The sequence below is a fragment of the Sphingobium algorifonticola genome (assembly GCF_004005485.1).
GTDB classification, from domain to species: domain Bacteria; phylum Pseudomonadota; class Alphaproteobacteria; order Sphingomonadales; family Sphingomonadaceae; genus Sphingobium; species Sphingobium algorifonticola.
The window spans coordinates 99398-122805 of the sequence record NZ_RZUL01000006.1 but is presented as its reverse complement, the minus strand read 5'-3'; the positions used below and the strand labels follow the sequence as shown (position 1 = coordinate 122805).

At 62.5% G+C, this 23408-nt stretch carries 19 protein-coding genes; 6 read left to right on the top strand and 13 right to left on the bottom strand.

Annotated features, from left to right (window positions below):
• Positions 1-57: 57 nt before the first annotated feature.
• Together ENE74_RS14910 and ENE74_RS14905 are read left to right on the top strand one after the other, a co-directional pair.
• Complete coding sequence (locus tag ENE74_RS14910; RefSeq protein WP_127691725.1) at positions 58-495, top strand: hypothetical protein; 438 nt, start codon at positions 58-60, stop codon at positions 493-495.
• Between the two features lie 100 nt (positions 496-595).
• Positions 596-1618, top strand: a complete 1023-nt coding sequence (locus ENE74_RS14905) for a hypothetical protein (protein WP_127691724.1) — start codon at positions 596-598, stop codon at positions 1616-1618.
• Positions 1619-1676: 58 nt separating this feature from the next.
• On the opposite strand, the gene ENE74_RS14900 is transcribed toward ENE74_RS14905, so the two are convergent.
• The 5 genes from ENE74_RS14900 to ENE74_RS14880 all read right to left on the bottom strand — a co-directional run bounded on the left by ENE74_RS14900 (position 1677) and on the right by ENE74_RS14880 (position 8942).
• The gene (locus ENE74_RS14900) at positions 1677-3824 is read right to left on the bottom strand and encodes a topoisomerase DNA-binding C4 zinc finger domain-containing protein (RefSeq protein ID WP_127691723.1); all 2148 of its coding nucleotides are present in this window, start codon (positions 3822-3824) and stop codon (positions 1677-1679) included.
• A 1-nt stretch (position 3825) separates the two neighbouring features.
• Positions 3826-4599, bottom strand: a complete 774-nt coding sequence (locus ENE74_RS14895) for a PP2C family serine/threonine-protein phosphatase (protein ID WP_127691722.1) — start codon at positions 4597-4599, stop codon at positions 3826-3828.
• Positions 4577-5254 (bottom strand): vWA domain-containing protein, encoded by a 678-nt coding sequence (locus tag ENE74_RS14890; RefSeq protein WP_127691721.1) that lies wholly within the window; start codon positions 5252-5254, stop codon positions 4577-4579. Before ENE74_RS14890 ends, ENE74_RS14895 begins: the two co-directional genes overlap by 23 nt.
• 250 nt (positions 5255-5504) lie before the next feature.
• Positions 5505-6707, bottom strand: a complete 1203-nt coding sequence (nhaA, locus tag ENE74_RS14885) for a Na+/H+ antiporter NhaA (protein ID WP_127691720.1) — start codon at positions 6705-6707, stop codon at positions 5505-5507.
• Positions 6708-6917: 210 nt separating this feature from the next.
• Positions 6918-8942, bottom strand: coding sequence for a PAS domain-containing protein (locus ENE74_RS14880; RefSeq protein ID WP_206517727.1), 2025 nt, complete (start codon positions 8940-8942; stop codon positions 6918-6920).
• Here ENE74_RS14880 and ENE74_RS18545 point away from each other — a divergent pair.
• Positions 8904-9485 (top strand): hypothetical protein, encoded by a 582-nt coding sequence (locus tag ENE74_RS18545; protein WP_241242024.1) that lies wholly within the window; start codon positions 8904-8906, stop codon positions 9483-9485. The genes ENE74_RS14880 and ENE74_RS18545 overlap by 39 nt on opposite strands.
• Before the next feature lie 101 nt (positions 9486-9586).
• Here ENE74_RS18545 and ENE74_RS14875 read toward each other — a convergent pair whose 3' ends face one another.
• A complete protein-coding gene (locus ENE74_RS14875) occupies positions 9587-10435 on the bottom strand; it encodes a DUF7146 domain-containing protein (RefSeq protein ID WP_127691718.1) in 849 nt (282 codons plus the stop codon).
• Positions 10436-10658: 223 nt separating this feature from the next.
• On the opposite strand from ENE74_RS14875, the gene ENE74_RS14870 reads away from it, so the two are divergent.
• A complete protein-coding gene (locus ENE74_RS14870) occupies positions 10659-11687 on the top strand; it encodes a hypothetical protein (RefSeq protein WP_241242023.1) in 1029 nt (342 codons plus the stop codon).
• A gap of 1452 nt (positions 11688-13139) precedes the next feature.
• Here ENE74_RS14870 and ENE74_RS14865 read toward each other — a convergent pair.
• The 4 genes from ENE74_RS14865 to ENE74_RS14850 form a co-directional block, all read right to left on the bottom strand.
• Positions 13140-14243: a replication initiator protein A gene (locus ENE74_RS14865; protein ID WP_127691717.1), complete on the bottom strand. Its 1104-nt coding sequence runs from the start codon at positions 14241-14243 to the stop codon at positions 13140-13142.
• Between the two features lie 78 nt (positions 14244-14321).
• Complete coding sequence (locus tag ENE74_RS14860; RefSeq protein WP_127691716.1) at positions 14322-15401, bottom strand: ParB/RepB/Spo0J family partition protein; 1080 nt, start codon at positions 15399-15401, stop codon at positions 14322-14324.
• Positions 15398-16594: an AAA family ATPase gene (locus ENE74_RS14855; RefSeq protein WP_127691753.1), complete on the bottom strand. Its 1197-nt coding sequence runs from the start codon at positions 16592-16594 to the stop codon at positions 15398-15400. The genes ENE74_RS14860 and ENE74_RS14855 overlap by 4 nt, the downstream gene beginning before the upstream one ends.
• A gap of 638 nt (positions 16595-17232) precedes the next feature.
• The gene (locus ENE74_RS14850; protein WP_127691715.1) at positions 17233-18033 is read right to left on the bottom strand and encodes an N-formylglutamate amidohydrolase; all 801 of its coding nucleotides are present in this window, start codon (positions 18031-18033) and stop codon (positions 17233-17235) included.
• Positions 18034-18053: 20 nt separating this feature from the next.
• On the opposite strand from ENE74_RS14850, the gene ENE74_RS14845 reads away from it, so the two are divergent.
• Positions 18054-18962 (top strand): transglutaminase family protein, encoded by a 909-nt coding sequence (locus tag ENE74_RS14845; RefSeq protein ID WP_127691714.1) that lies wholly within the window; start codon positions 18054-18056, stop codon positions 18960-18962.
• 11 nt (positions 18963-18973) lie between these two features.
• Positions 18974-19786 carry a transglutaminase-like domain-containing protein gene (locus ENE74_RS14840; protein ID WP_127691713.1) on the top strand — a complete coding sequence of 271 codons (813 nt, stop codon included), beginning with the start codon at positions 18974-18976 and terminating at the stop codon, positions 19784-19786.
• A gap of 89 nt (positions 19787-19875) precedes the next feature.
• Here the strand turns inward: ENE74_RS14840 and ENE74_RS14835 are convergent, their stop codons facing one another.
• The 3 genes from ENE74_RS14835 to ENE74_RS14825 form a co-directional block, all read right to left on the bottom strand.
• Positions 19876-20043 (bottom strand): DUF1328 family protein, encoded by a 168-nt coding sequence (locus ENE74_RS14835; protein WP_127691712.1) that lies wholly within the window; start codon positions 20041-20043, stop codon positions 19876-19878.
• A 242-nt stretch (positions 20044-20285) separates the two neighbouring features.
• Positions 20286-21128: a transglutaminase-like domain-containing protein gene (locus ENE74_RS14830; protein ID WP_127691752.1), complete on the bottom strand. Its 843-nt coding sequence runs from the start codon at positions 21126-21128 to the stop codon at positions 20286-20288.
• A gap of 170 nt (positions 21129-21298) precedes the next feature.
• Positions 21299-23389, bottom strand: a complete 2091-nt coding sequence (locus ENE74_RS14825) for a catalase (RefSeq protein ID WP_127691751.1) — start codon at positions 23387-23389, stop codon at positions 21299-21301.
• Between the last annotated feature and the right edge of the window lie 19 nt (positions 23390-23408).

The window sequence follows — 23408 nt, the reverse complement described above, 5'->3', positions numbered from 1 at the left end:
TCCCCAACCTCCTTCGATCATCAGCGCTCGGCGCGAAGGGATCTGTGGGTTTGGGCGATGCTGCTCGTCGGCGCGATGTTCATTCTCACGGCCCATACGGTCGATCCCCTCAAAAACTGCGATGAAGGCGGAAACTGCGCGTCTTGGCTGGTTCCCATCGCCGGGATCATAGGATGGAGCGCGCTGGCGATGGCGCTCGGCCTGCTGGTCGTGAACCCGAACCGAGGCTGCCGGATCGATTCGCTTACCGGCGATCTGTTGTGGTGGCAGGACCGAACCCTTCGTAGCGAGGGAAACACCGGACGTATTCATCCCTCGCGCATTGCAAGGATTCGCGTCGATCTGCGAGGCGACTCTGACAGTGTCAGCCTCTACGACGTTGATGGCGAACGTCTGGCCTGGTTCGATGAAACCACGATCCCCTGGCCATATGATCGCTGGGCCGCCCGGTTCCATCGAGCCTATCCTCACATTCTTCTCGACAAGCTGGAATAGCGTCCCCGACCGGTCGCGCGATTGGATAAGTTCAGGTCCCTCCCCATATGCGCCAGGTCTGTGCGAGCGCCTCTCTGCCGTGAGACAGGAGGCACGCCAAATGGACGAAATCGACTGGGACAACCTGCCGCCAACCACCGCGCCGACAGTGCCCGTCACCGTCAAAGGCTTCACTAATCAGGAAGCTGGTGCCGAGCTTGGCAAGGTCGTCGGCGAATGCATTATGTCCCTGGGCAGCTTCATCGACCTTTCGACACTCGAGGGCGTCACGATAGCGATCGACTATGACGCGGCGCTGGCCGAGGCCGATCAGGGCATGGAGGGCCTCAGACCACTCGATCGCACGGACACGGAAGAAATGCAGGGGGTCGCCAAGTCCTGCCAGGTTCTGCGGGACGGGATCGTAAAGACCCATCTCGTTTTCAGCGCCGAGATGCTGGTACCGCTCATTGCCGGCGACGCCGTGACCGAGGATGATCGCAAGACGTCCATCGGTATCATCGCCCATGAGTGCGGGCATGTCGAAGTCAATGCCCGCCTCGAGGCGCTGGTCCCCGATGCGCGCCTGGGAGCCAGGATTGCCGATTCCGAGCGCGCTGTGCTTTTCCAGATCGCCGAGATCTGCTGGAGCGAATATGCCGTTTGCCGCCTGACGGCTCGCTTTGCGCCAATGCAAAACAGCCAGCACGCGGAAACGGTCGCAGCCGTGGCGATTGGCGCACGCGAAAGAGCCCGCGAGCATATCAAGTCCTACCGCCTGCATGGCGACGATTACAGGGTGATAGGCGAGGCCGGCAGCGAGCTGTGCCAGCCGCTCAAGGCCGCAGCCTATCTGCTCGGCGGCATGGACGCCGATGGCCTCTGCTGGGCGGCGTTCGCCGCTGCGCGTGATGCCGTCGATACGGGAGGCTTCGGGGCGCTGATTGATGAGCTCCATGTCGCCTGCCGTGATCTGTGGGACCGGGCAGAGGACTGGACGGCCGACGAAGACATGATGGCGCCGCTCATCGCCGTTGCCCGCCGTGCCTTTCGCGACGGCGGGATCATCTTCTGGCAGGATGCAGCCGGGGAATGGGGCATTTCGGTTCCCTTCACGCCCGACACGATGCCAGACGCCGGCTAAGCGGCCCAGGGTCGCGCCTGTCGCTGCTCATGTCGCCAACTAGCGGGCCCATGCCGCCTCAATTCCGTGTTCCCCTGCATCCCGGATAGCGCGAGCATCCCCAGAACTGCCGTCCTGATCCGCGTCCCCTTCGCGCCGTTCGCCGGCGCATGGGCGCGCTGCAGAGTGGACAGGAGGGAACGCCACCAGCGGCCTGAGGTGAAGAAGTTGGCCGACCGGCCGATGCCTGGGAAGCCGGCTGCACCTTCACCGCAAGCGTGATCGGCGCCCTCAAGGGAACCTTGAAACCGAGGAGCTCCAGATCATGCGCTGCCCTTGCCCGTTCACCGAGCGCATATATCAGGGGCTGATCGTCGCCTGTCGCGCGCGCCGCCAACCTCGGAGGGCCAGCCTGCAGCGCGGCCGCGCCTGACCGGATCTTCGCCTGCAGATCCGCACGCCTGGCCGCATGGGCGGAACGCACGGCATTCTCTGCCTGCACGTCCGATGCATCAGGGGCTGGATTGTAGCAGAACTTCGCTTCATGGCCGCTGCGCCAGGTGAGGAGCTTGGCCGTCATCGCGTCGCCAAAGCCGGGCACCGCCATCACCGCGTGCCGAGTAATGTCGGCGGCAGTCTCAATGCCATAAGAGGCAAGCGTCGCGGTCTTGGCTGGACCGATGCCCGAAATCTTGGCCCGGCGCAGCGGAAAGCGATCGAGGAATGCAGCGCGTTGCCGGGCCTCGCGCGAGGATTTGAGCAGCATGAGCTCTCGCGTCAGCTCGCTCTCCAGACGGCGATAGTCCGCAACCCAGTGCTCGAGATCCTCGCGGACCTGCGCCAATTCGGTCAGGCCGATGCGCGCCAGATAGGCAAGTTCGGCATCGCGGGCGCGCTTATCCGCAGAGGAATAGGCCGTCTTGAAAGGCCCTTCGTCGATCCGCGCGCCTGACAGCTTGACCAGCCCGAATATGCCGATGCCGATCCAGAGGATCGCAGCGTTGGAAGCATAGAAGAACCCGGCCAGCGCGCCGATCAGGGCGGCTATCGCCAATGCGCGCCCGCCTAGCACCGCCTTTTTTGCTTCGGCAACTGCCGGGCTGCCGGTGCCGACATCGCCTGTCCATCGCGGCAGGAGGTCTTCAGGGCGAGGCAACTTGATCGCGCTGATCTGAGCCCAAAGACGGTCGAGATCGAACGGACCGCCCGCCGCCGGCGCTGCAGCTCCGATGAGATCGGGAAACATGTCGACGCCCGACTGCCCGGCAAGCCGGCACCACAGGCACTTGCCGGCAGCCGAGGGATAATAATGGCTCTTGACGGCCGTACACCGGCTCATTCCGGCCTCGAGTTCCTTGAGCACGAGAATCCATTGCGCTGCGTCCGGACGCAACGCCGGATCGAGACCGAAGGCGGCTTCGAAAGCTCTGGCGACAGGAAGGGGGAAGTCCTTAAGGCTGACGGCACCCGGGGGCGGGACAGTGCGCGTCTCTGCCTTCCGAATCTGGGAGAAGGCGAAGCGATTCTGGGCGATCGCCTCGCTCATGGTGAGATCACCGCCGGCGAACCGGCCCGCATAGGGATGCTTGCCCATCGCGAGCAGATGGAAGATCGCGACGGCCAGACCGAAATGATCGTGCGCGTGCGTGCGGGTTGCGGTTGCGAGATTGACGCTGTGCAGTTCGGGGGGCGTGAAATCGGGCACACCCACGGCGCAGGGGAAGACCCGTCCTTCGCGGCTGAACTGGAAGCTATCCGCGTCGATCAGCGCGACCGTCGCATCCTTGGCGACCAGGACACCCGAATGGTTGAAATCGCCGATGACGCAGCCAGCCTGATGCACCTTGCCGACGGCTCGCGCGATGTTGATCGCGGCCCGGACCAGGAAGCGATAGTCCTTGTCGGGAAAATGGAGCTTGCGCGATTTGGGACTGTAGAGTTCGTGCACCGGCTGGAAGCCGCTCACCAGCCGCATCACGAAGCCGACGAAGCCGCCCTTGGCCGCGTCGACCGTCGCGTCGGGGAATGCCACAAGGTCGGTGCCGGAAGCGAGCTTGCCCTCGACCATGGCCCTGACCTTCGCCTCGCGCGACCCGCGGAGCGCCTCCTTGTAGATCTTGACGGCGCGATCGGGCTGGGCTGCGAGAAGAAAGACATCCCCTTCCCCGCCCTTGCCGATCTTCTTGCCCAGGTTCTGGACCTTGCCGCCAATCCGCACGACGTCCATGTCAGGCCCGCGAAATGAGAATGAGCGTCTTGTCGTCGTCCGTACGTTCACAGATCGCGGCGCCGTCGAGATAGCGGCCGAGAGCGCCTGACAGATCGACGAGCTTGCCCGCGCCCGCTGCCTGATCGACGGGCTTGATCATAGGATCGAAAAAACGGGCATGTGGCTGAACGCCCAGATGGTCGAGCGCCACAGTCTCGATGCCGTCGGAGAACAGCGCGAAGGCGTCATAGTCGAGGTCCAGTCTGGCAGTGCGTAAGCGCACTTCGGGATCGTCGGTCACGAAATAGGTCGTGGACGCGAACTCGCCATTTTCCGGCCAGCAGATAGCTTCCCACTGCCCACCTCGTCGCCCGACCATGGCGCTGTCGCCGATCTGGAGCGCAAGCAGTTCGCCATCCTGCACGGCGAGGAGAACAAGCGTCGCGGCAAACTGGCGACGCGACAGCCCACGCTTCTGCGCGACAAGGGCCAACCGGTCGCGCAGTTCGTCGATCCAGGCCATGACCTGTTCGTCGTCAGGCAGACATTCGTGCGAGGCGAACCAACTCCTGAACCGCTGCACAAGCGAGCGACATACGAGCGAGGCCCCCTGCCCCCCATGGCTCGCACTCCCCGCCCCATCGCTGACGACGACGCATAGACAGCTTTCAGACTGAAGGGAGATGCCGTAGGCATCCTGCTTGCGTGTGCCGGCTTTAAGGTGCGAAGTCCCCGTTTTCGATGCAGCTGCCCACCTCCACCGGCAGGCGCTATCCGGCAACGGCCCAGCCATCCGGCCCAGTGGGATTGGCGAGCGGGACCTGATCGCCCGGGTTGGACTGCGAGACCGCGCTGAGCGAGCTCGAAAGCCACTGGAACAGCTCCCTGAAGGCCAGGCCTCTCAGCCGCAATGGCTGGCGGGTCGCGATCTTCGAGAGGACATCCATGTCGGCGCCATCGACAGCGGCCGCGTAGAACATGAACTCCTTGCGCTCTTCGCCCTCGTGAACGCGGCGCTTGGCTTCCTGCCAGCTATCGGTCGGTGCGCCATCGGTGATAAGGAAGACCCAGGGCCGGTAATATTTGACGCCGTTCGCGCGGTAGCGATCTTTGCGCTCACGAAGCATGTCGAGAGCACGGACGATAGCCTCGCCCATCGGCGTAGCCCCGCTCGCCTCAAGCGTTTCGGGATACCATCCATCGACCGTCGTGAAATCGGCCCGGGTCTCTACGGGGCCAAAGGTGACGACGGCCAGTTCCACCCGCTTGGCTGCCATCGCGTCGCTGTGCAGCTCTTCCTTGAACTCGACGAGGGCCTGGTTGAGCTGGTGAATAGGATCGCCGCGCATCGAGGTGGACGTGTCGATCAGGAGAATACAGGGGCAACGCTGCTCCGGGTTTTCCGCGAATTCCGCGTCAGCAAAAGGTTGTTGCTCGAAATCGTCCACGAATCACTGCCCCTTTGATTGCTGATCAGACCCACAAAAGTGGTCCGTTGATAAAGACACATATCGTCCGCTGGATTGCAAGGCGCAGGTCAAGTCCGTGGTTCGATTGGAGTGTCCAAGTCCTGCGACAGAGACGCTCCCTACTGAAACGCCGTTCAGGCCGCCTGCAGAGATTGAGAAAGGCAGTCGCCTGTCGCATTAGCGAACTGGGGGATTCGTGGTGGATCAACGTCCGGCTAGACAGGCTCGGCTAAACTCCGTCTCCTGTTTCTCCGGCCCTGTGGTGCTCGTCACCCTTGGCAAACCGCAGGATGCCATAGCCGAGCAGTCCCGAGACCAGGGATCCGGCGAGGATCCCGATCTTCGCTTCGGCCTGCAGCAGTTCGCTTCCTGAAAAGGCCAGCAGCGTGATGAACAGGCTCATCGTAAAGCCGATGCCGCACAGAAGCGCCGTTCCGGCGAGCTGCAACCGGCCGGCGTGGGCGGGCATATCCGCGATGCCGAGGCGAACGGCGATCATCGCCGCGCCGAAGACGCCGACAAGCTTGCCGGCAAGGAGCCCGAGGCCGACGCCTACCGTTACGGGCGCCACGAAGGCCTGCGCAGGCAAGCCCATGACCGACACGCCGGCGTTCGCCAGACCGAATATGGGGACAATCAGGAAGCCCACCGGCAAATGCAGCAGATGTTCGAGATGATGGAGCGGGCTGTGTGCTTCCTCATCGGGTCGCCCCGGCGTGGCCTGAAGCGGGATAGTGAAAGCGAGAATGACGCCGGCGAGCGTCGCATGGATGCCCGATCGCAGGACGAAGACCCACAATACCACTCCAAGGACGAGATAGGGCCACAGCGCGCGAGCCCCGAGCCTGTTCATCGCGAACAGCAGCGCCGTCACCACCCCCGCGCCTGCCAGATCGAGCCATGAAAGCCCGGCAGTGTAGAAAAAGGCTATGATGACGACGGCGCCGAGATCGTCGATGATGGCGAGGGCCGTCAGGAAGATCCGGAGCGATACCGGCACCCGCTTGCCCAAAAGCGCGATGACCCCCAATGCGAAAGCAATGTCGGTCGCAGCCGGTATCGCCCAGCCTCGTGCCGCGGGACCCGGATTGAACGCCAGAAAGAACAGCGCCGGGACCAGCATCCCGCCGAGCGCCGCTATCCCAGGCAGGATCCGGCGCGACCAGTTCGAGAGCTGCCCGTCCAGAACCTCGCGCTTGATCTCAAGGCCGACGAGCAGAAAGAAGACGGCCATGAGCCCGTCGTTGATCCAGTGATGGAGCGATAGCGGGCCGAGCTTCGTGTGGAGCAGATGCTCATATCCGGGGCCGAGCGGAGAATTGGCGATAACCAGGGCCGCCGCCGCCGCCGCCATGAGAACGAGCCCGGCCGAAGCCTGTCCTTGCAGGAACTCGCGCAGCGCGCTCAACGGTTTGATGGCAGAGATGGGCATAGCGTTTGTCCAGGCAGGCTTGTACGGTCGCTGGCGGCCCGACCAGCGTGAACAACCTGCCTGCTTTCACGAGAATGCCGACACCCGGTCCCTTTGTGGCGGATGCCGCGCTGCAGCACAACCCCGCACAACCCGGAATGACAGCCAAGCGTCATGGGGGTGATGTCCGGCCTTTTCTCCGTTCAGCCCCTGGCTTGGGGGACCTGAACGCTAGCGCTCGAGAACGGAGCGCATTTTCGCGGCGAGCTGTTCCACGGTGAACGGCTTGCTGATGAGTTCGACGCCGGGATCGAGCACGCCGTTATGAACTACCGCATTGGGGGTGAAGCCAGTGGTGAAGAGGATCCTGATATCGTCTCGCCTCCGCTTCGCTTCGTCCGCAAGCTTGCGCCCATTGATATCGGGCATTACGATGTCGGTGAACAGCAGTGATATTTCGGGATGGGCGTCGAGAAGCCGCAAGGCGGCAAGCGCGCCGTCCGCCTCGAGAACCCGGTAGCCAAGCTCGTTCAGCGCTTCGACGCTGAACTGGCGGACGGTCGGTTCGTCCTCGACGACGAGGACAACCTCCTGAAGATCCCCGAGCGGCAGATCCTTCAGGGCGGTACGCGGCGCTTCGAGCGCCTCCCCGAAAAATCGCGGCAGATAGATCTTGATCGTCGTCCCCTGCCCCGGCTCCGAATAGATCTTCACATGGCCGCCCGACTGGCGGACGAAGCCATAGACCTGGCTGAGGCCAAGCCCGGTCCCCTTGCCCACCGCCTTGGTCGTGAAGAAAGGGTCGAACGCCTTGGCGATCACCTCGGCCGGCATGCCGGTCCCGGTGTCGGTGACGGCGATCATGATATACTGGCCTGGCGGAACGCCGAAATTCTCCGAGACATAGCGGTCGTCGAAATGGACGTTCTGCGTCTCGATCGTGAGGCGCCCGCCCTCGCCCATCGCGTCGCGCGCATTGACGGCAAGGTTGAGCAGCGCGTTTTCAAGCTGGTTGCGATCGGCATGAGTGCGCCACAGCCCCGCACCCAATACTGTCTCGAGACGAATGTCGCCGCCGAGCGAATGGCTGAAGAGGTCCGACATGCCAGCCACGAGCTTGTTGGCATCCAGAACTTCGGGGCTGAGCGGCTGCTGGCGGGAAAAGGCGAGAAGGCGCTGGGTGAGCGCGGCGGCGCGCTGCGCGCCGTCGGCGGCAGCGTCGATGTAGCGCTCCGCCCTCGCATCGGTATCTCCTAACCGGCGCTTGAGCAGGTCGAGCGACCCGATCACGACGGCGAGCATATTGTTGAAGTCATGGGCGATACCGCCGGTCAGCTGGCCGACAGCCTCCATCTTCTGGGCTTGCCGCAAGGCGTCCTGCGCCTGCCCCCGCTCGGAAATCTCGCGGGCGACGCGCAGCTCGAGACCCTCGTTGAGCTCGCGCAGTTCCGCTTCGGCGCGTTTGCGCTCGGTGATGTCGATCGCCGTGCCAAGCACCCTTATGCACTGTCCCTCGTCATCGAAGATACCGCGCCCCTTCGCGGCGACCCAGCGAAGAAGGCGATCTTCCTTGCCGACAGTACGATACTCAACGTCGTAGAGCCCGCGCACCACAGGATCGCAGGCCGCTGCAAAGGCCGCGCTGGTCGCTTCGCGATCATCCGGATGCAGGCCCTCGTAAAAGTCGCGCATGGAAACCGGCACATCGGCGGAAATGCCGAACATCCGTTTGACGATCGGCGGCCAGGTGAGGATGTCGTGAATGACATCGACGTCCCAGAAGCCCACCTCGGCCGCCTGGGTCGCGAGACGAAGCCGTTCCTCGCTTTCGGCGAGCTCGGCTCGGGTCCGCTGCTGTTCAGTGAGGTCGAGCATGGCCCCGATCATCCGGACCGCCGTGCCCGCTTCGTCGCGGATCACATGACCGCGATCGAATATACTGGCATAGTCGCCATCTGCGCGCCGGAAGCGATATTCGTCCGACCAGCTATGGGCCAACGGGTCATCGATCACATTATGGATGCTGTGGTCGATCCGGTTCTGGTCTTCGGGATGGATCTGCGAGATCCACCACTCGCCCGTGGTCTCGATGGCGTCCAGGCCATGTCCATAGGCGGAAGCCAGGGCCTCGTTCCAGGTCACATGGTTGGTGACAAGATCCCAGTCCCAGATCGCATCGTTGGTCGCCCGGTTAGCGAGCCGCAGACGTTCTTCGGTGTGGCGCAGCGCGGCCTCGACCGTGGCGCGCTGTTCCATCTGCGTGCGCAATTCTTCGGCCCGTTCCTGCTGGGCCCCGAGCGCACGGCGCAGTTCGAGCTGCGTCATGACCTGCCGGGCCAGGACCTCGAGCACGAGGCGCTGGTGCGCGGTGATGCCCTGGGGTCGTGGCGAACGGTCGAGCACGCAAACCGTTCCGATCGGCAGGCCTTCCGTGCTGCGCAGGAGCGCGCCAGCGTAGAAGCGCAGGCCCTCCTGCGCCGTGACGAGCGGATTTCCGGCAAATCGGGGGTCGTCCCGCGTGTCGGGAATGACCATGAAATCGTTCTGGAGGATTGCGTGCGCGCAGATGGAGACGTCGAGCGGCATTTCGCGCGCGCCGATGCCGGTTTCGGCCTTGAACCATTGCCGGTCCTGCGCGACCAGATTGACGACGGCAATGGGCGCGTCGAAGACTTCCGCGGCAAGCCTTACCAGATCGTCGAATTCGGGCTCGGTCGGGGTGTCGAGGATCGCATAGCTTTGCAGCGCGGCAACCCGTTCTGCTTCCGTCCAGGGGGGCGATGCGGGAATTATGCCTGAGTCGGAAGATTTGACCCTTCAACCGGACTAGCAGGCGGGCCCGACCTTCGCATCGGAATGTTTGCCACTGCTGTGAGGCGAGGCAGGGAACCGGACTGGACCTATCCGGCAGCAGAGCATTCTTCGAGCCATTGCGCCCAGTCCTTTACCGTGGCGGGCGGCGCCGCGCGCTCGATAGTGAGCCCCGGCGCGGCATAGACAAGGGCAGCCCGATCGGCGGCGCGTCGGCCCTCCGCATCATTGTCCTGGGCAAGCACGATCCGGGTCAGACCACCCGGCAATCGCAGCTGGTGCAGTCGGCGTGCGCCGAGGCTCGCCCAGCAGCCGATGCCATGAAGGATGCTGAACGCCCGCGCCGTCTCAAAGCCCTCGGCGATCGCGAGGGCCGGGCTCGCCTCCCCTCCCCCGCGCCATGCGCCGGCGCCGGGCCGCCCGAGCATGACTTTCGCGCGGCATCTGGCCGTGATGGGATCGAGAAAGATGCGCTGGATGGCGGTAAGGCGCGAGCCTTCGCGAACCGCAACGAGCAAAGCGGGTTCGAACCTTGTCCATGGCCGCGGCCGATAGGGGCAGCGCGGATGGAAACGTACGTCGGCAACGGGTGGGCCGAGCCACCTGCCGGCGAGATAGCGCTCCGCGATGGTGCCATGGATGTCCACCGCCGCGTCCCAGAGGCCCTGGACATTGCGGGATGCCCCGGCCGGATACCCGGAATAGGTGAAGGCGCCGCGTAACGGGACCTGCCGCAGCGCGCGAAGCACGTCGCTGCGGTCACATCCTGCGAAACAGGTGACAAGGATGCCGCGATCGCCCTGGCGGAGCGATAGGCTCGGGGTTCGGTCGGCATGGGCGGGACACCGGCACATCGCCGTGCGTCCGTGCCAGGTTCCGCCGAGCGCGCCGACAAGATCGATGAGTTGCTGGCTGGGTCTGTGGGCTGCTAGCGTCATGAGCCACTCCTTTCCCTGCCCTCATCCCTCCTTTCCTTCCGCGATCGTGAGCCCTGGACGACCTCCCTGCGCCGTCATGTCTGCGGCGCCTCACGCGTGCAAACTGGTCGCGGGGGCTATGGTCCGGAGCGAATATCAACGGGCAGCGTGAGGACACGAACCGCCCAAAAGCCGCTATACAAGCATACTTTACCGAACGATCATCTCAGTTTACTATTCCGGGATGGAAGCAGCCAAACTGACGAGCCATAGCCCGGTGGACTATAGCCCGAGGATGGTGTCGGCGATAGCCTCGGCAAGTAGCGCAATTGCTGCTCTGAATGCCCGGATATCCGTCAGTCCCGTCGCATCCGCCTGGCAGCGGAGAGCTTCGTGGAGCGGCTATGCCAGAGCCCTTCAGCTCCAGTCCGCGGAAGTTGACGAAATCGACCTATTTTCCTGGGGCTGCGGCCTGCAGATCGCCGGTCGCGCGCGCCAATCGACCACGCTCGATATGTTCGACCGGTTCGAAGAATGGTCGACGGCGCTTGCTGATCGCGACCAATTGAACTGGCGCGGCCGGGTTCCGGCTGACAGGGCAGATCAGCGCGACGCGAAACAGCACCCGCATCTGATCCAGGCGTTCGAACGGGTCCGGCTGCACGCGCGTACCGATAGCACGATACTACCCTGGCTTGGTCTCCCTTTCGCGCTGCGCGATCTCGGTCTGAGCGCTGCCCCCCTTCCCTCGCTTGCCGGCGGCGTGAAGGCCTTCCGTCTGAAGGGCACGCCTGGCCCTGACGATTGGCACGCCGCCATATCATCGCTTGGCGCCGCTGCGCGCACGAGCCTCGAGCGCCTCGATCATCTCGAACGCCAGCGCCGGGACGCCTTGCGCGCGGTCGCTGCCGAATATCGTCCCGGTGCACTGATCCGATTGTTCGCGCTGCTGCAGCACAGGCCGCTCGTCTCGCCCCAGGGCATATCCAAGATGCTCGGCATGAGCGTGGCCGGCGCGAGCAAATTGCTCGAAAGGGCAGTCAACGCCGACATGCTTGTCGAGATCACGGCCCGGCGCAGCTGGCGACAATTTCTGACGCCCGACCTCGCAGCCGAATTCGGCTTTATCACGCGCCCGGTCGGCAGGCCAAGATCGGAGCCCCCTCCCCTGCCCCCTACGCGCGATCTGGGCGAAACATTCGACGCGTTCGACCAGGAGATGGCCGCTATCGACGCATTGTTGGCCGGTATCGGGCAGAGGAGCGCTTCGTAGTACAGGGCATGACGGATCGCGGTGTCCACTGCTGCTGGGCTGTCCATCCCTTGGGCTGCGTGCACTTGGGTGCCGAGAGACGGTCGTAGAGCATCGATTGAGCTACATTGGTGGCGGAGCGTGGGCACAGCGGCAAAAGCGCTTCTGAAGCCCCATGAGGCGTCCTGAGCGCCTTTTTGCGAAATGCTCGGCAGCGTACTGGTCCTTCATTATCTGACGACAGCCTGTCGAGATCGGGTGTATTCGCTATTACGGGGCGATAGACGATCGGATCAGCTCGACGGGGTGGTTGCTGGTATGTACTGTTCTGGAACCGGCGGCATGTCTGGTCCCTCTTCTCCCATTCTCATTTTCAAAAAGAAGGAAGCGCCGCGAGGCGCCGTTAATTCCTTAGAGAGAAGGATAAAAAGTTAGGCTGTGGACGGGCTCGTTGCGACTCGCGGATTCAATGCGAGTCGGAGAGTACGGACCGTTCCCGTTATCCCGTCATCCCGTTCCTGAAATACCCATTAGGGCGTTCCCGTTGACCCGTGATTCGGTTCCCGAAATACCGTGCGCTGTTCCTGAAATACCGTGGGATAAAATGGGCCGGGCGTGGCGGTAAAATGCGTTTTACTCGCCGGATTTCTGGCGGTTTTACGTGGGTTTGAGGCCTTTTTGCAAGCGTGCGAGGGAGGCAGTGGGCCTTCCCCTTCCCCGCACTGGGATGCTGGTCTTCATTATGTGCCGAGTCGTTGGCGGTGCTGTTGGACCAACGGTGAAGCTCCTTGCTCGGTATTTCGGGAACGGCGACGTCCGCAATCGATGCTCTGATATGCGTGCGGCGTCAAAAACCCAAAGGAACCGCCATATCGAGCGGCTTCCGATCCTTCGCTGACCTGGGCCGCACCCGTCCGGAATAGAAGCTGTCGATCGCGCATTTGGAGGCGGCGCCGGCCGCTCGGTACTTTGGGAACGCGGCGCGGGGTGCTCTCGGCAGGGAGCGGACAGGGTATTTCAGGAACGCCGCTGATGCCGCTTTGGCCCAGGGGCATCGGCGATACTCGCCCTAAGGCCTGCGCAGCGTCGTTCCACCTGTCCGAGCCCAACCCGGATGACCATTGCTCGCAAGATAGGATAGACGGGGCGTTCCTGAAATACCGTGATGGCAGCGGACCATGCCACATTGGACCCGCTTTGACGGAGATAATGAGGGCTATGTCCCGCGCAGCGAGCTGCAGGCGGGTTTCTCGATCGCGCAGAAGCCGTCGCTTGGCGTCCGAAGCGGTCTTTCAGGAACGGCCGCACAGGAGACGAATCGCGCAGGGCGGGGGAGGGAGGCATTGACCGACGCTGCGGCGGCCAAAGACGCAATTCACTCTATGGTTTAGAGTGGTTCCGACACGATCGATCGCACACCGCGTTGAAGTCTGGCGGCAAGAGCCGATTCACAGGGGATCGCCCAGAGGCGGATTACTGGGCGGGGCGCTGCTTTGCGCAAAAGGTCGCGAAGATCTGCGTGATATTGTGTGCGTCGAAGGCAATTTCGCGCTGGCGCAGGAAAGCACGGAAATCGTCGCCGACGAGGCCATGATCTCTCTGGGGGGAGGGGAGGTTGGCACGGGCGATGGCGCCGAAGGCGCTATGGGAGATATGGCCACTCGCAGGGAAGGCGATAACCGGCTCTTGCGGAGGCTTGTTCTTCGTCGGTGGGGCAGGGGAGGGGCAGCGCTTGCCAGCCTCTTCAGGCTCCTGATCTCGCCGCGTCATGCGCAGCAACGGCTCGGCGTCGTGCCTGATCTCGAGGTCCAGCGAATAGCCGGGCAGAGCATTTTCCTTGACGATCTTGGTCATCTCGAATTTGAACCGGCGATAGTCGCCTTCCGCGCCGGATTTCTCGAAGAGCGTCGGCATGGATATGGCAAAGCCGTCGGCACCAGCGCCGCCCGCATGTTTGCGGGCGACACGATAGAGCCAGCGTTCACGGCCGCCTGTGAGGGAGAAGTAGGCAGGGTCTATGGCGAGGACGCCACCGTCCATGAGCACACCGTCATAGAACCATTTGGCCAGCGTTATGCGCATGCCTCGGACATTGCCGGATCGGTCCTTGAGCTGGCTATGGCTGTCGATCCAGGAGAAAGTTGTCTCCACGGCGTCGCCGGATCGGATGTTGGTCTTGACTGTCGTCGATTGCAGGCGATCGAGGGCGTTACCGAGCAGATCATAGGCTCGGCCGCCAATGTCGCGCTTGAGCGTCCTGAGCATGTCATACGGGACGATGTGCAGCGTCTGGGGGATGTCGTTGGTCCCCCGCCGCTTGTGCTCGATGAGCACCGAGGCACAGTAGATCAGAATGTCGAGATCGTAGATCGTGGCCAGACCATATTCGGAGTTGGCCGAGACATGGACGGTGATCTTGCGATCGGGACTGACATAGTCGATCGGCTTCAGGCGCTTGCGCTTGGACAGCGAGAAGAAGGGACGCTCCATCGTCTCGCGCTGATCCCGCAAGGGGAGGGCGGTGAGTTGCGGCAGAAAGAGATCTACCTGGCCGTCTTCTCGGGAATCCTTGGGCATTCGACGTCCTGAAAATCAGTAAAACGCGTTTTACTCCCGCGCAACTATATGAAAATAAACGGTAATATCACAAGGCGATCATTTTCTAGTGAACTGTGCGGCCTCTATGACGGGGCGCAGGGTCTCCAATATTTCCTCGACCGTGGCGCCGCCCTTGGGGTTGATGTTGAGCGTAATGCCGCGCGCACGGGTGTCGGTGAGCACCTGCCCGATCTGCCGGCCGCTCGATGATGTAAGAGCCGGCTTCGTCTTCGGTGCCGCCTTCGGCTTTACCGGCGTCGTGGCGGCGGCTGCGAGGCGCTCACAGACCTTTACGCCTTCGATCTTGGGCGAGCCGCCATCACGCAGTGCTTGCTGCTCGGCGCCGATCTTCAGCGCCTCTCCAAGGATTGCATCGCGATAACGGGGATCCTTGAGGAGGGGCGAAAGGCGCATGCCATGGCGGACCTTGATGTCGGCCGCTTCCGCGAACGCGCCGACCACCTCTTCGGGCAGTTCGGCGAGCTGCAGAAGATTATGCAGGTTCTGCTTCGGGATTGCGAGCCGGTCCGCCATCCGGGCGCGTACGCCGCTATAATAGGCGTCGACCGCATGCTGATAATTGCGGGCGCGTTCGATGTCGGTGACATCCTCGCGCTCACGATTTTCAAGATCGGCAAGCCTGAACGCACCCTCATCATCGAGAGTCTCGATCCGGGCGACCAGTTCGATTTCGCTATGGTTATTGGCGTGGAGCCACGAGACCGAGAAATGCCGACGCGTTCCCACGATGAGCTCATAGGGGTGCTCGGCATGGGGCGTACGCCGCACCACGACCGGCTCGCGATTCGTTCCTTCCTCGCGGATCGATTCGATGAGGGAGGCGCACCGCTCATAGCCGAGCGCTGCATAATCGCGGGCATTGCCCGGCCAGATCGAGCATTCCGACGGTTTCAGGCGGATCGTCAGGCGTTTGACCGTTCGCGCGATTTCATCGAACGCGACGCCGCGACGCTCTAGAAAGGACGGTCCGGCAGGGGCTTCGTCGGCCGCTGCCGGACGTTCTGCCAAAGCTCCGGCAGGCACCGCCTCGACGGTCGCCGCCGGGGCAGGGGTCGTGCCGATGCTCTCGATGGCGTTCGCCAGCAGACTGCGCCGTTTGCCCCCCGCGCCGCTCATGCCGCCTCCGTCAGCCGGTCGGTGCCGAGCTGGGCCATGCGCGAGGGCCACTGCTTGCAGATGTCCTTTTCGACTTCGCGGAACACCATGTTGAGATTGTCACGGCAGCGCGTGTAGGTTTGATGCGAGCCGTAAGGCTTGTTCACTTCGTAGATGGACGACATGGCAAGGCCGGCATTCTTGATCTCTTCCGACAGCAGGATCGGCGTCGAGAGCATCTGGCCGGCATAAGTCTTCTCCATGACCTGGAGCATCTGCGATTCGTTGGTCCGGCTGGGTTGGAACATCGTGCACACCACGCGGATGAAGCCATAGTCGATCGAGGTATCGAACTTCGACACCAGATCCATCGCCTCCCGGCAGGTCTGCATGAAATGGATGGTCGACAGATAGTCGAGTTGCCGAGCCGGCACCGGAATGAGCAGTCCATCGGCCGCTGTCAGCGTGTTTACGCCAAGAAAACCCATGGCCGGAGGCGGATCGAGGATGACCACGTCGTAATCGTAGCGCACTTCCTCAAGGCCGATCCGCAACATGCGAAAAGCCCCTGCAATAGCGGTGGGTCCTTCCTCGATGGTGGCGGTGAGCTCCCATTCGGTGTCCTGGAGGCCAAGATTGGCCGGACAGATGTCGATATTGGGCCATGCGGTCTTCTGGATCGTCTTGCGCAGCGAATCAGCCTCGTCGATGCGCGGCGACAGGAAATTCGACAGGGTATGCGTCTCATCGACGAGGGCTTCGAGATTGACGTCGAACATCACGCTCATCGAGGCCTGCGGATCGCAATCGACGACCAGGACGCGATAGCCACGCAGGGCAAGATAATCCGCCAGATGCTTGCCGGTGGTCGATTTGCTCACACCGCCCTTGAAATTCTGGACCGAGACGACGACGGCCCGTTCGGAGGGCAATTTCCCCATCTTGATGCCGAGTTTCTCGCGAATCGCGATGAGATCCTCGACGGTGTAGAAGCGGCGGCCATTGGCCGCGGTCTTGGGGGAGGGGAGGCGGCCGCGGGCTTCGGCCTTGGAGAGCGCCTCAGGGGTCCGCCCGAGATATTCGGCAGCCACCGTGGCGCCCATGGAAATGGTGAGAGTCTTGCGATCGGAGGGGTCGATGGCGGCTTGCCGCAGGACGGACTTGGCATTCTCGCACGAGGTGATCATCGTATCGAGAATCTGGCCCGACAGCATGGACATGTCCCCCTTAGAACTGGTGAGGAGGCTAGGGTTCGTCAAAAACGACCGGAATTCACCTCTGATCCCGGACAGCTATGCCAAAATCAGGGTGGTTAGTCAAACCAGGCCTGAAATTGTCGTCATCACCGGGACAAAGGAGACCACAGCAGGCTGTTCCGGGACATTTTCGAGGAGGTGCGGCAGCGGAAGTGCCGGCGAAAATCAACGGCCGCAAGTGCGGTGGTGTCGGCGGCAAAGCGCCAAATGGTGTTGAGCGATCTCCTGCAAGAATAGAGACAAGCATCCGGACATGCGCGAATCAATGACCGGCTTTTAACGACTGACAGGCAAGCAGAAGAGCGCGATGTCGTCGATGCGAAACGTCATAATTCGGCATGACTTCGCGCAGACCTGCGTCGCGGCAATCGATTCGACCTCATCAAGGCGACAGGTGCCAATGGGCGGGCGCGTTATGGCCCGGTCTCGTCATCACAGGGCGCCGACTAACCTTGGTCAGCACACCGCCCTATCAGCCCCACCCGCCCTTACTCCCATTCCGCGCAAGATAAAGGTCCACCGCGCGCCGGGTGTGTCATGATCACCTGAAGGAATAGAGCGCATGACGGCGCAAGCAACGGTGCCGCAGCCGATCTCTATTGCGCAGAAGTGGATTGAATGCCTATTTTTTGAGCAGCGGAAGTGAGAATTTGCGCCAAAAGAGTAGCCCAATGCGCCTGTTGGTCGGACGTTGCTATTTCATCCTGTCGCAGTTCGATCTCCACATAGGGCAGACCAGCCGCGATCGCATGATAGGGAACCGTGAAATCGGTATCGTCGAATTGATAGGGCCGGTTGTCACCCACGATGAGGCCGTCTTCCAGGCGCAGGGCGTGAAGAACCTCGGTGGCGAAACGCTCGTCGCCGCCTCCGTAAAGCACGCCGATGTGCCATGGGCGCGCATCACCGGCGAGCGTGGGCGTGAAGCTGTGCAGCGATACCGGGATGGTCGGGCGATTGCGCAAGCTGCGCTCATCCAGCAGGTCGGCGATGGCGCGGTGATAGGGGCGGTAGATCGCCTCGGCGCGGGCTTCCCGCTCTGCCGGCTGCAGGCACGAGTTCCGGGGGATGATGACCCTGTCGCTCATCGGGGTGATCGCTTCATCGTCTGACAGTGCGCGGTTACAGTCGATGACAAGCCGGGAATAACGCTGCGCGGCAAAGGGCGCGTCGAGGACGCGCGCGAGAAGGCGGCCGATGTCCGCAACGCCGAGGTCCAGCGCAATATGGCTCATCATATCGGCTTTTGAGAGGCCCAGGCCTTCCAGCTGCTCTGGTACCGCATTGCCCGCGTGATCGCCTAGCAGCAGGAACCCGCCGCGCCCATCACGGTTAACGATATCGACCGGCCCAGCATCCCGAGAAGTTAGCAAGCCGCGCTCTTCTTCGCTTGTCATCGCTATTACGTGGATCCTGGATGCCGCTCGTCAACCTCTCGCATGTGACGACCTACTCGTACAGCCAGCCCGCCCGTTTCGGCGAGCACCGGCTGATGGTAAGGCCGCGCGAGAGCTACGACCAGCATCTGATCAGTGCAGAGCTCAAAATCGATCCCGAGCCCAGGGAGGTGCGCTGGCTCCACGATGTATTCGGCAATTCGGTCGCCGTTGCGAGTTTCGATCGCCGCGCGGAGCAACTTCGTATCGAGAGCCGGGCCCGTCTTCTGCACCTGCCGAGCGATCTGGAGGATGTGCACATCGAGGAATATGCGCGGGGCTATCCATTCACTTACTCGTCTGAGGAAATGCCCGACCTGTTGCGGTCGATCGAGCGCCAGCATCTCGATCCGCTTCGCAGGATCGACACCTGGGCCCGCCGCTTTGTGGCCTCGCCGGGCGCGACTTCGACGCTCGGCTTGCTCACCGAGATGACGAAGGCGATCAAACGCGAATTCACCTATTTGCCGCGGCACCAGAAGGGCACGCAAAGCCCGCTTGAGACCCTGGAGCGCGGTACCGGCACTTGCCGTGACTATGCGATGTTCATGATCGAGGCCGCCCGCGCGCTTGGCTTTGCTGCCCGGTTCGTCTCAGGCTATGTCTATAATCCTACCGGCAAGCGCCGGCGCATCGGCGGCGGCAACACCCATGCCTGGGTGCGGATTTACATTCCGGGTTCGGGCTGGGTCGAATTCGACCCGACCAACGCGATCGTCGGCACGCACGGTCTCATACGCGTTGCAGTCGCGCGAGACATCAACCAGGCCATCCCGGTTTCCGGGACATTCTCCGGATTTCCAGGCTCGTTTCTTGGGATGGAGGTGACGGTCGATATCCATGCCGACGGGGATCCGCCTCTCTCCGCCGACACCCTTCCCGCCCTTTGAGGATGCGTTCCATGTTGATCCGCGCCGGCTACGACATACGCTTCGATACTGAAGCCGCGACGCCGTTAATGGCGATGCTCAGCCTCCATCCGTCCCGAAACAAGGATCTGACCACGCCGCATCGGATTCTGACGACGCCGCAGGTCCCCATCTACGATTACCTCGACAGCTACGGCAATGTCTGCTCACGCGTCACCGTGCCAGCTGGCGGGCTCGCGCTCAGTTGCGACTTCACGATCGAGGACAGCGGAGCGCCCGATCACGTGGCGGTCGGGGCGAACCAGCATCCGATCGAGGAATTGCCCGATGATGTTCTTCTGTATCTGCTGGGCAGCCGATATTGCGAGACCGACAGGCTCCTTGAAACAGCCTGGTCGCAATTTGGCGAAGTGGAGAAGGGCTGGCCGCTGGTTCAGGCCATCGTGGACTTCGTGCACGACCATGTAGAATTTGGCTATCACCATGCGCGGGCCACACGGACCGCCTGGGATGCCTATCAGGAACAGCAGGGTGTTTGCCGGGACTTTGCTCACCTCGCGATCACGTTCTGCCGCTGCATGAACATTCCGGCGCGCTATTGCACCGGCTATTTGGGCGACATCGGCGTCCCGCCCTCAGATGCCCCCATGGACTTCTCAGCCTGGTTCGACGTGTTCCTGGGCGGAAAATGGCATAGCTTCGATGCCCGCCACAACCAGCCACGCATCGGGCGGATTCTCATGGCGCGGGGACGCGACGCCACGGACACCGCGCTCACCACATCCTTCGGCCCGGCAACGCTCGCGCGCTTCGAGGTTCACACCGACGAAGTGGACCGCCCGTAAGGCCAGGAAGCCAAGAGGGGCGCGATCACCATTGACCGCGCCCCTCTTTCAGGCCTGTTTCAGCGCCTGGCGGCACCGTCAGACGGACTTCAGGGAACCCGGCGACCGCGGCCGAACAGGAAGCCCAGAGCAAGCACGACGACCGCAACCACGAGGAAGATCTTTGCCAGATCGGCCGAAAGACCAGCGACGCCGCCAAATCCAAGAAGTGCCGCAACGAGTGCGACGACTGCGAAAATAATGGCCCAGCGGAACATCTGATTCTCCCCGTCATATGTGAGGCCGCGCAGCTTGTCGGCACGCAGCCGTTACGAAACCTGCAAAGCGCGCCAAGGTTCCGGTCGGCATGGGCTCCAGAGCCGACGATATGGCTCAGGGTCGGTCGAGCAGGCGTCTTGGCGCCTTTCAGAGCGAAAGCGCAGGGGAGGGCGATATGATTCATGGGCGGATCGCTGATGTCCGCGCGTAACGCGCACGTCAGATCAAATCCAACCAGCCACTAGGCAGCCATGGTCAATGGCGCTGACTGATAGATGCTGTCAACTTCGTCGGTGTGAACCTTGAAGCCGATGAGATCGACAGAACCAAAAGCGGTTGTCAGCGCCGTATCGGCAGCGTCTCGCCCGCAGGCCATCAGGATGCGACCAATGCGCGGAACCCGGTGGCGGGCGTCGAAGCTATGCCATTTTCCGCCGAGGAACGCTTCGAACCAGGCGTGGAAATCCATTGGGATGGGGACAGGATCGATACCTATATCACCCAGATAGCCGCTGCAATAACGGGCCGGAATGTTCATGGCCCGGCACAATGTCACTGCGAGATGGGCGAAGTCCCGGCAAACGCCTACCTTTTCATTATAAGCTTCGGCCGCCGTGCGCGTGGCGCGCGCAAAAGGGTAGCCATATGTCAGGTGGCCGTGGACGAAATCGACGATCGCCTGCACGCGCTGCCAACCTGCCGGCACATGACCGAACAGCCGCCAGGCCTCGTTGGAGAGGAGATCGGTCTCGCAATACCGGCTGCTCGCCAGATACTGCAGGACATCGGGAGGGAGGTCCGCCACGTCTTGTTGGATTGCGGAAGGATCATAGGCGTCGGGTTCACCGCAGTCCTCGACCACAAAGTCGCAGGACAGCGTCGTCACCCCTGCGGGCATCCTCAGCCGCGTGCAGGTATTTCCGAATATATCGAGATAGTCTTCCATGGGCACTGCCCGGTCATTCGACAGGACGTGCGGCGTGCAGAGGTCTGCACGCCGCTCGGGTCGAATGCTGAGCAAAGACACCATCGGCGTCGGCGCATAGGCACGGTAGGTCAGATCAAAGCCGGCGCGGATAAGCATGGGCGATTTTCTTCTCTCTTTGTCGGCGATACTCGCCGTCGTCGCGATCCTTAACTCGGACGGCTGCTGGTTGGTTTCAGCAGGGCTCATGTGTGCGGCGAACGGCGCGAGTGGACGAGCGTAAGGCAGCGACGAGCGGTGGCCCGCTCATACCGGCAATCCTGGAATGATCATGCCAGCGTGCGCAGCATGGGTTCGCGGTCATAGAAGCGGCGAGAAGCGGCAGTCATGAAGGACTTGCCAAGGTCGGTGACGCCCTCGTCTGGCTCGATGCCGGCTTTGTCCAGCAAGGGCTTGGCAGCGTCGGAGTGACCTATGGCCTTGAGATGCCCGAACGCGTCCATTGCGAACTGCACCGCTGCTGCTTCCTTGATGAGCGCAGCGCAGCCTTCTTGTGACAGGACGATCGCAACCGCGTCGAAGATTTGGCTGGGCGAGCCGGCAAGCTGGCCATCTGCCTTTCGGACCGAGCCATCGCTGAGCTTCGCGCCGCCGACCTTGGGCGCGACGATCACCGCCTTGCCTTTCGCTTTCTTGATCGCTGCGACCACAGCGTCGAGTTCGGCGGCATCGGTGCCGTCGGCGATCAGGATGCCGACGGCGCGGCCTTCCAGTGTCTCCTTCATGTTCTTGTGGATCGAGAGTGCGTCCGACAAGGGCATGTCGACCGGCTCTTTTGCCGCCGGTGCCTTTTTGGGCAGCGGGATACCGAGCCCGTCAGCCACGCGCCGGGCGAGATCCTCGTCGACATTGCGCAGGTTCGCCACCATTCGCGGCGGCACCTGGTCGAGCAGTCCGACCTTGGAGAGTTCGAAGACAAAAGAAGAGGCGATGTGCGCCTGTTCGCTCTGGGTTTGCGAAAGATAGAAAAGCCTGGCCTGACTGTAATGATCCGCGAAAGTCTCGGAGCGCACGCGCAGCTTCTCGCCGCTCTCATCGTCTCCTGTCGCGGCATCGACCGTTACGAAGCCGGTAACGGGGCTTTCACGCGGCCCGCCAACCTCTCCGTGCGCGGCGAGGCTGTTGGGCTCGTAATTGGCGCGGCCCCTGGGCACCATCGTCTGCATTTTGCCGTCGCGCTGGAAGTTGGCGAAGGGGCATCGCGGCGCGTTGATCGGGATCTGGTGGAAGTTGGTCGTGCCGAGGCGCGAGTTCTGCGTGTCCAGGTAGGAGAAGAGCCGCCCCTGCAGGAGGGGGTCGTTCGAGAAATCGATGCCCGGGGGAACATTGGACGGCAGAAACGCGACCTGCTCGGTCTCCGCGAAGAAATTGTCGACGTTGCGATTGAGGGTCAACGTGCCGATCAGGCGGACCGGCACATTTTCCTCGGGGACGAGCTTGGTCGCATCGAGCACATCATAAGGCTGCGCGTCGGCAAAGGCCTGATCGAAGACCTGGATGCCAAGATCCCATTGCGGGAAATTACCGGTGTCGATGGCCTCGAAAAGGTCGCGGCGCTGAAAGTCGTTGTCCGCCGCCTGGAGCTTGAGCGCTTCATCCCAGATCGTCGACTGGAGGCCGAGCCGCGGCTTCCAGTGGAACTTGACGAAGCTCGCCTCGCCCTTGGCATTGACCAATTTGAAGGTGTGGACGCCGAACCCTTCCATAGTCCGGAACGAGCGCGGAAGAGCGCGATCAGACATGGCCCACATCAGCATATGGGTTGTCTCGGGCATCAATGAGGCCCAGTCCCAGAAGGTGTCGTGCGCACTGCCCGCCTGAGGGTAGCCGCGATCGGCCTCCATCTTCACGGCGTGGACGAGATCGGGAAACTTGAGCGCATCCTGTATGAAAAATACCGGGATGTTGTTTCCGACCAGATCCCAGTTGCCCTCGCGGGTGTAGAACTTGACGGCGAAACCGCGGACGTCGCGCGGTGTGTCGACCGACCCGGCGCCGCCGGCGACGGTCGAGAAGCGCACGAACACCTCCGTCTTCTCGCCCTTGGTGAAGACGGCAGCCATGGAAAGATCCGAGATATCGTCGGTCGCCTCGAATACGCCATGCGCGCCCGATCCACGGGCGTGGACGATGCGCTCGGGGATGCGCTCATGATCGAAGTGGAAGATTTTCTCGCGAAGAACGAAATCTTCGAGCAGCGTCGGCCCGCGCGTCCCGCTCTTCAGCGAATTCTGGTTGTCCGAAATGGGCACGCCATGGTTGGTGGTGAGGACAGCAGTGTCCAGGCCAGCGGCAGTCTGGTGCGTTTCGCCACCCGAAGGCTGGGTGCGGTCCGACTTGGTACGAGGCGATTTGGCCATGGAATGCCCTCCCTGTTGT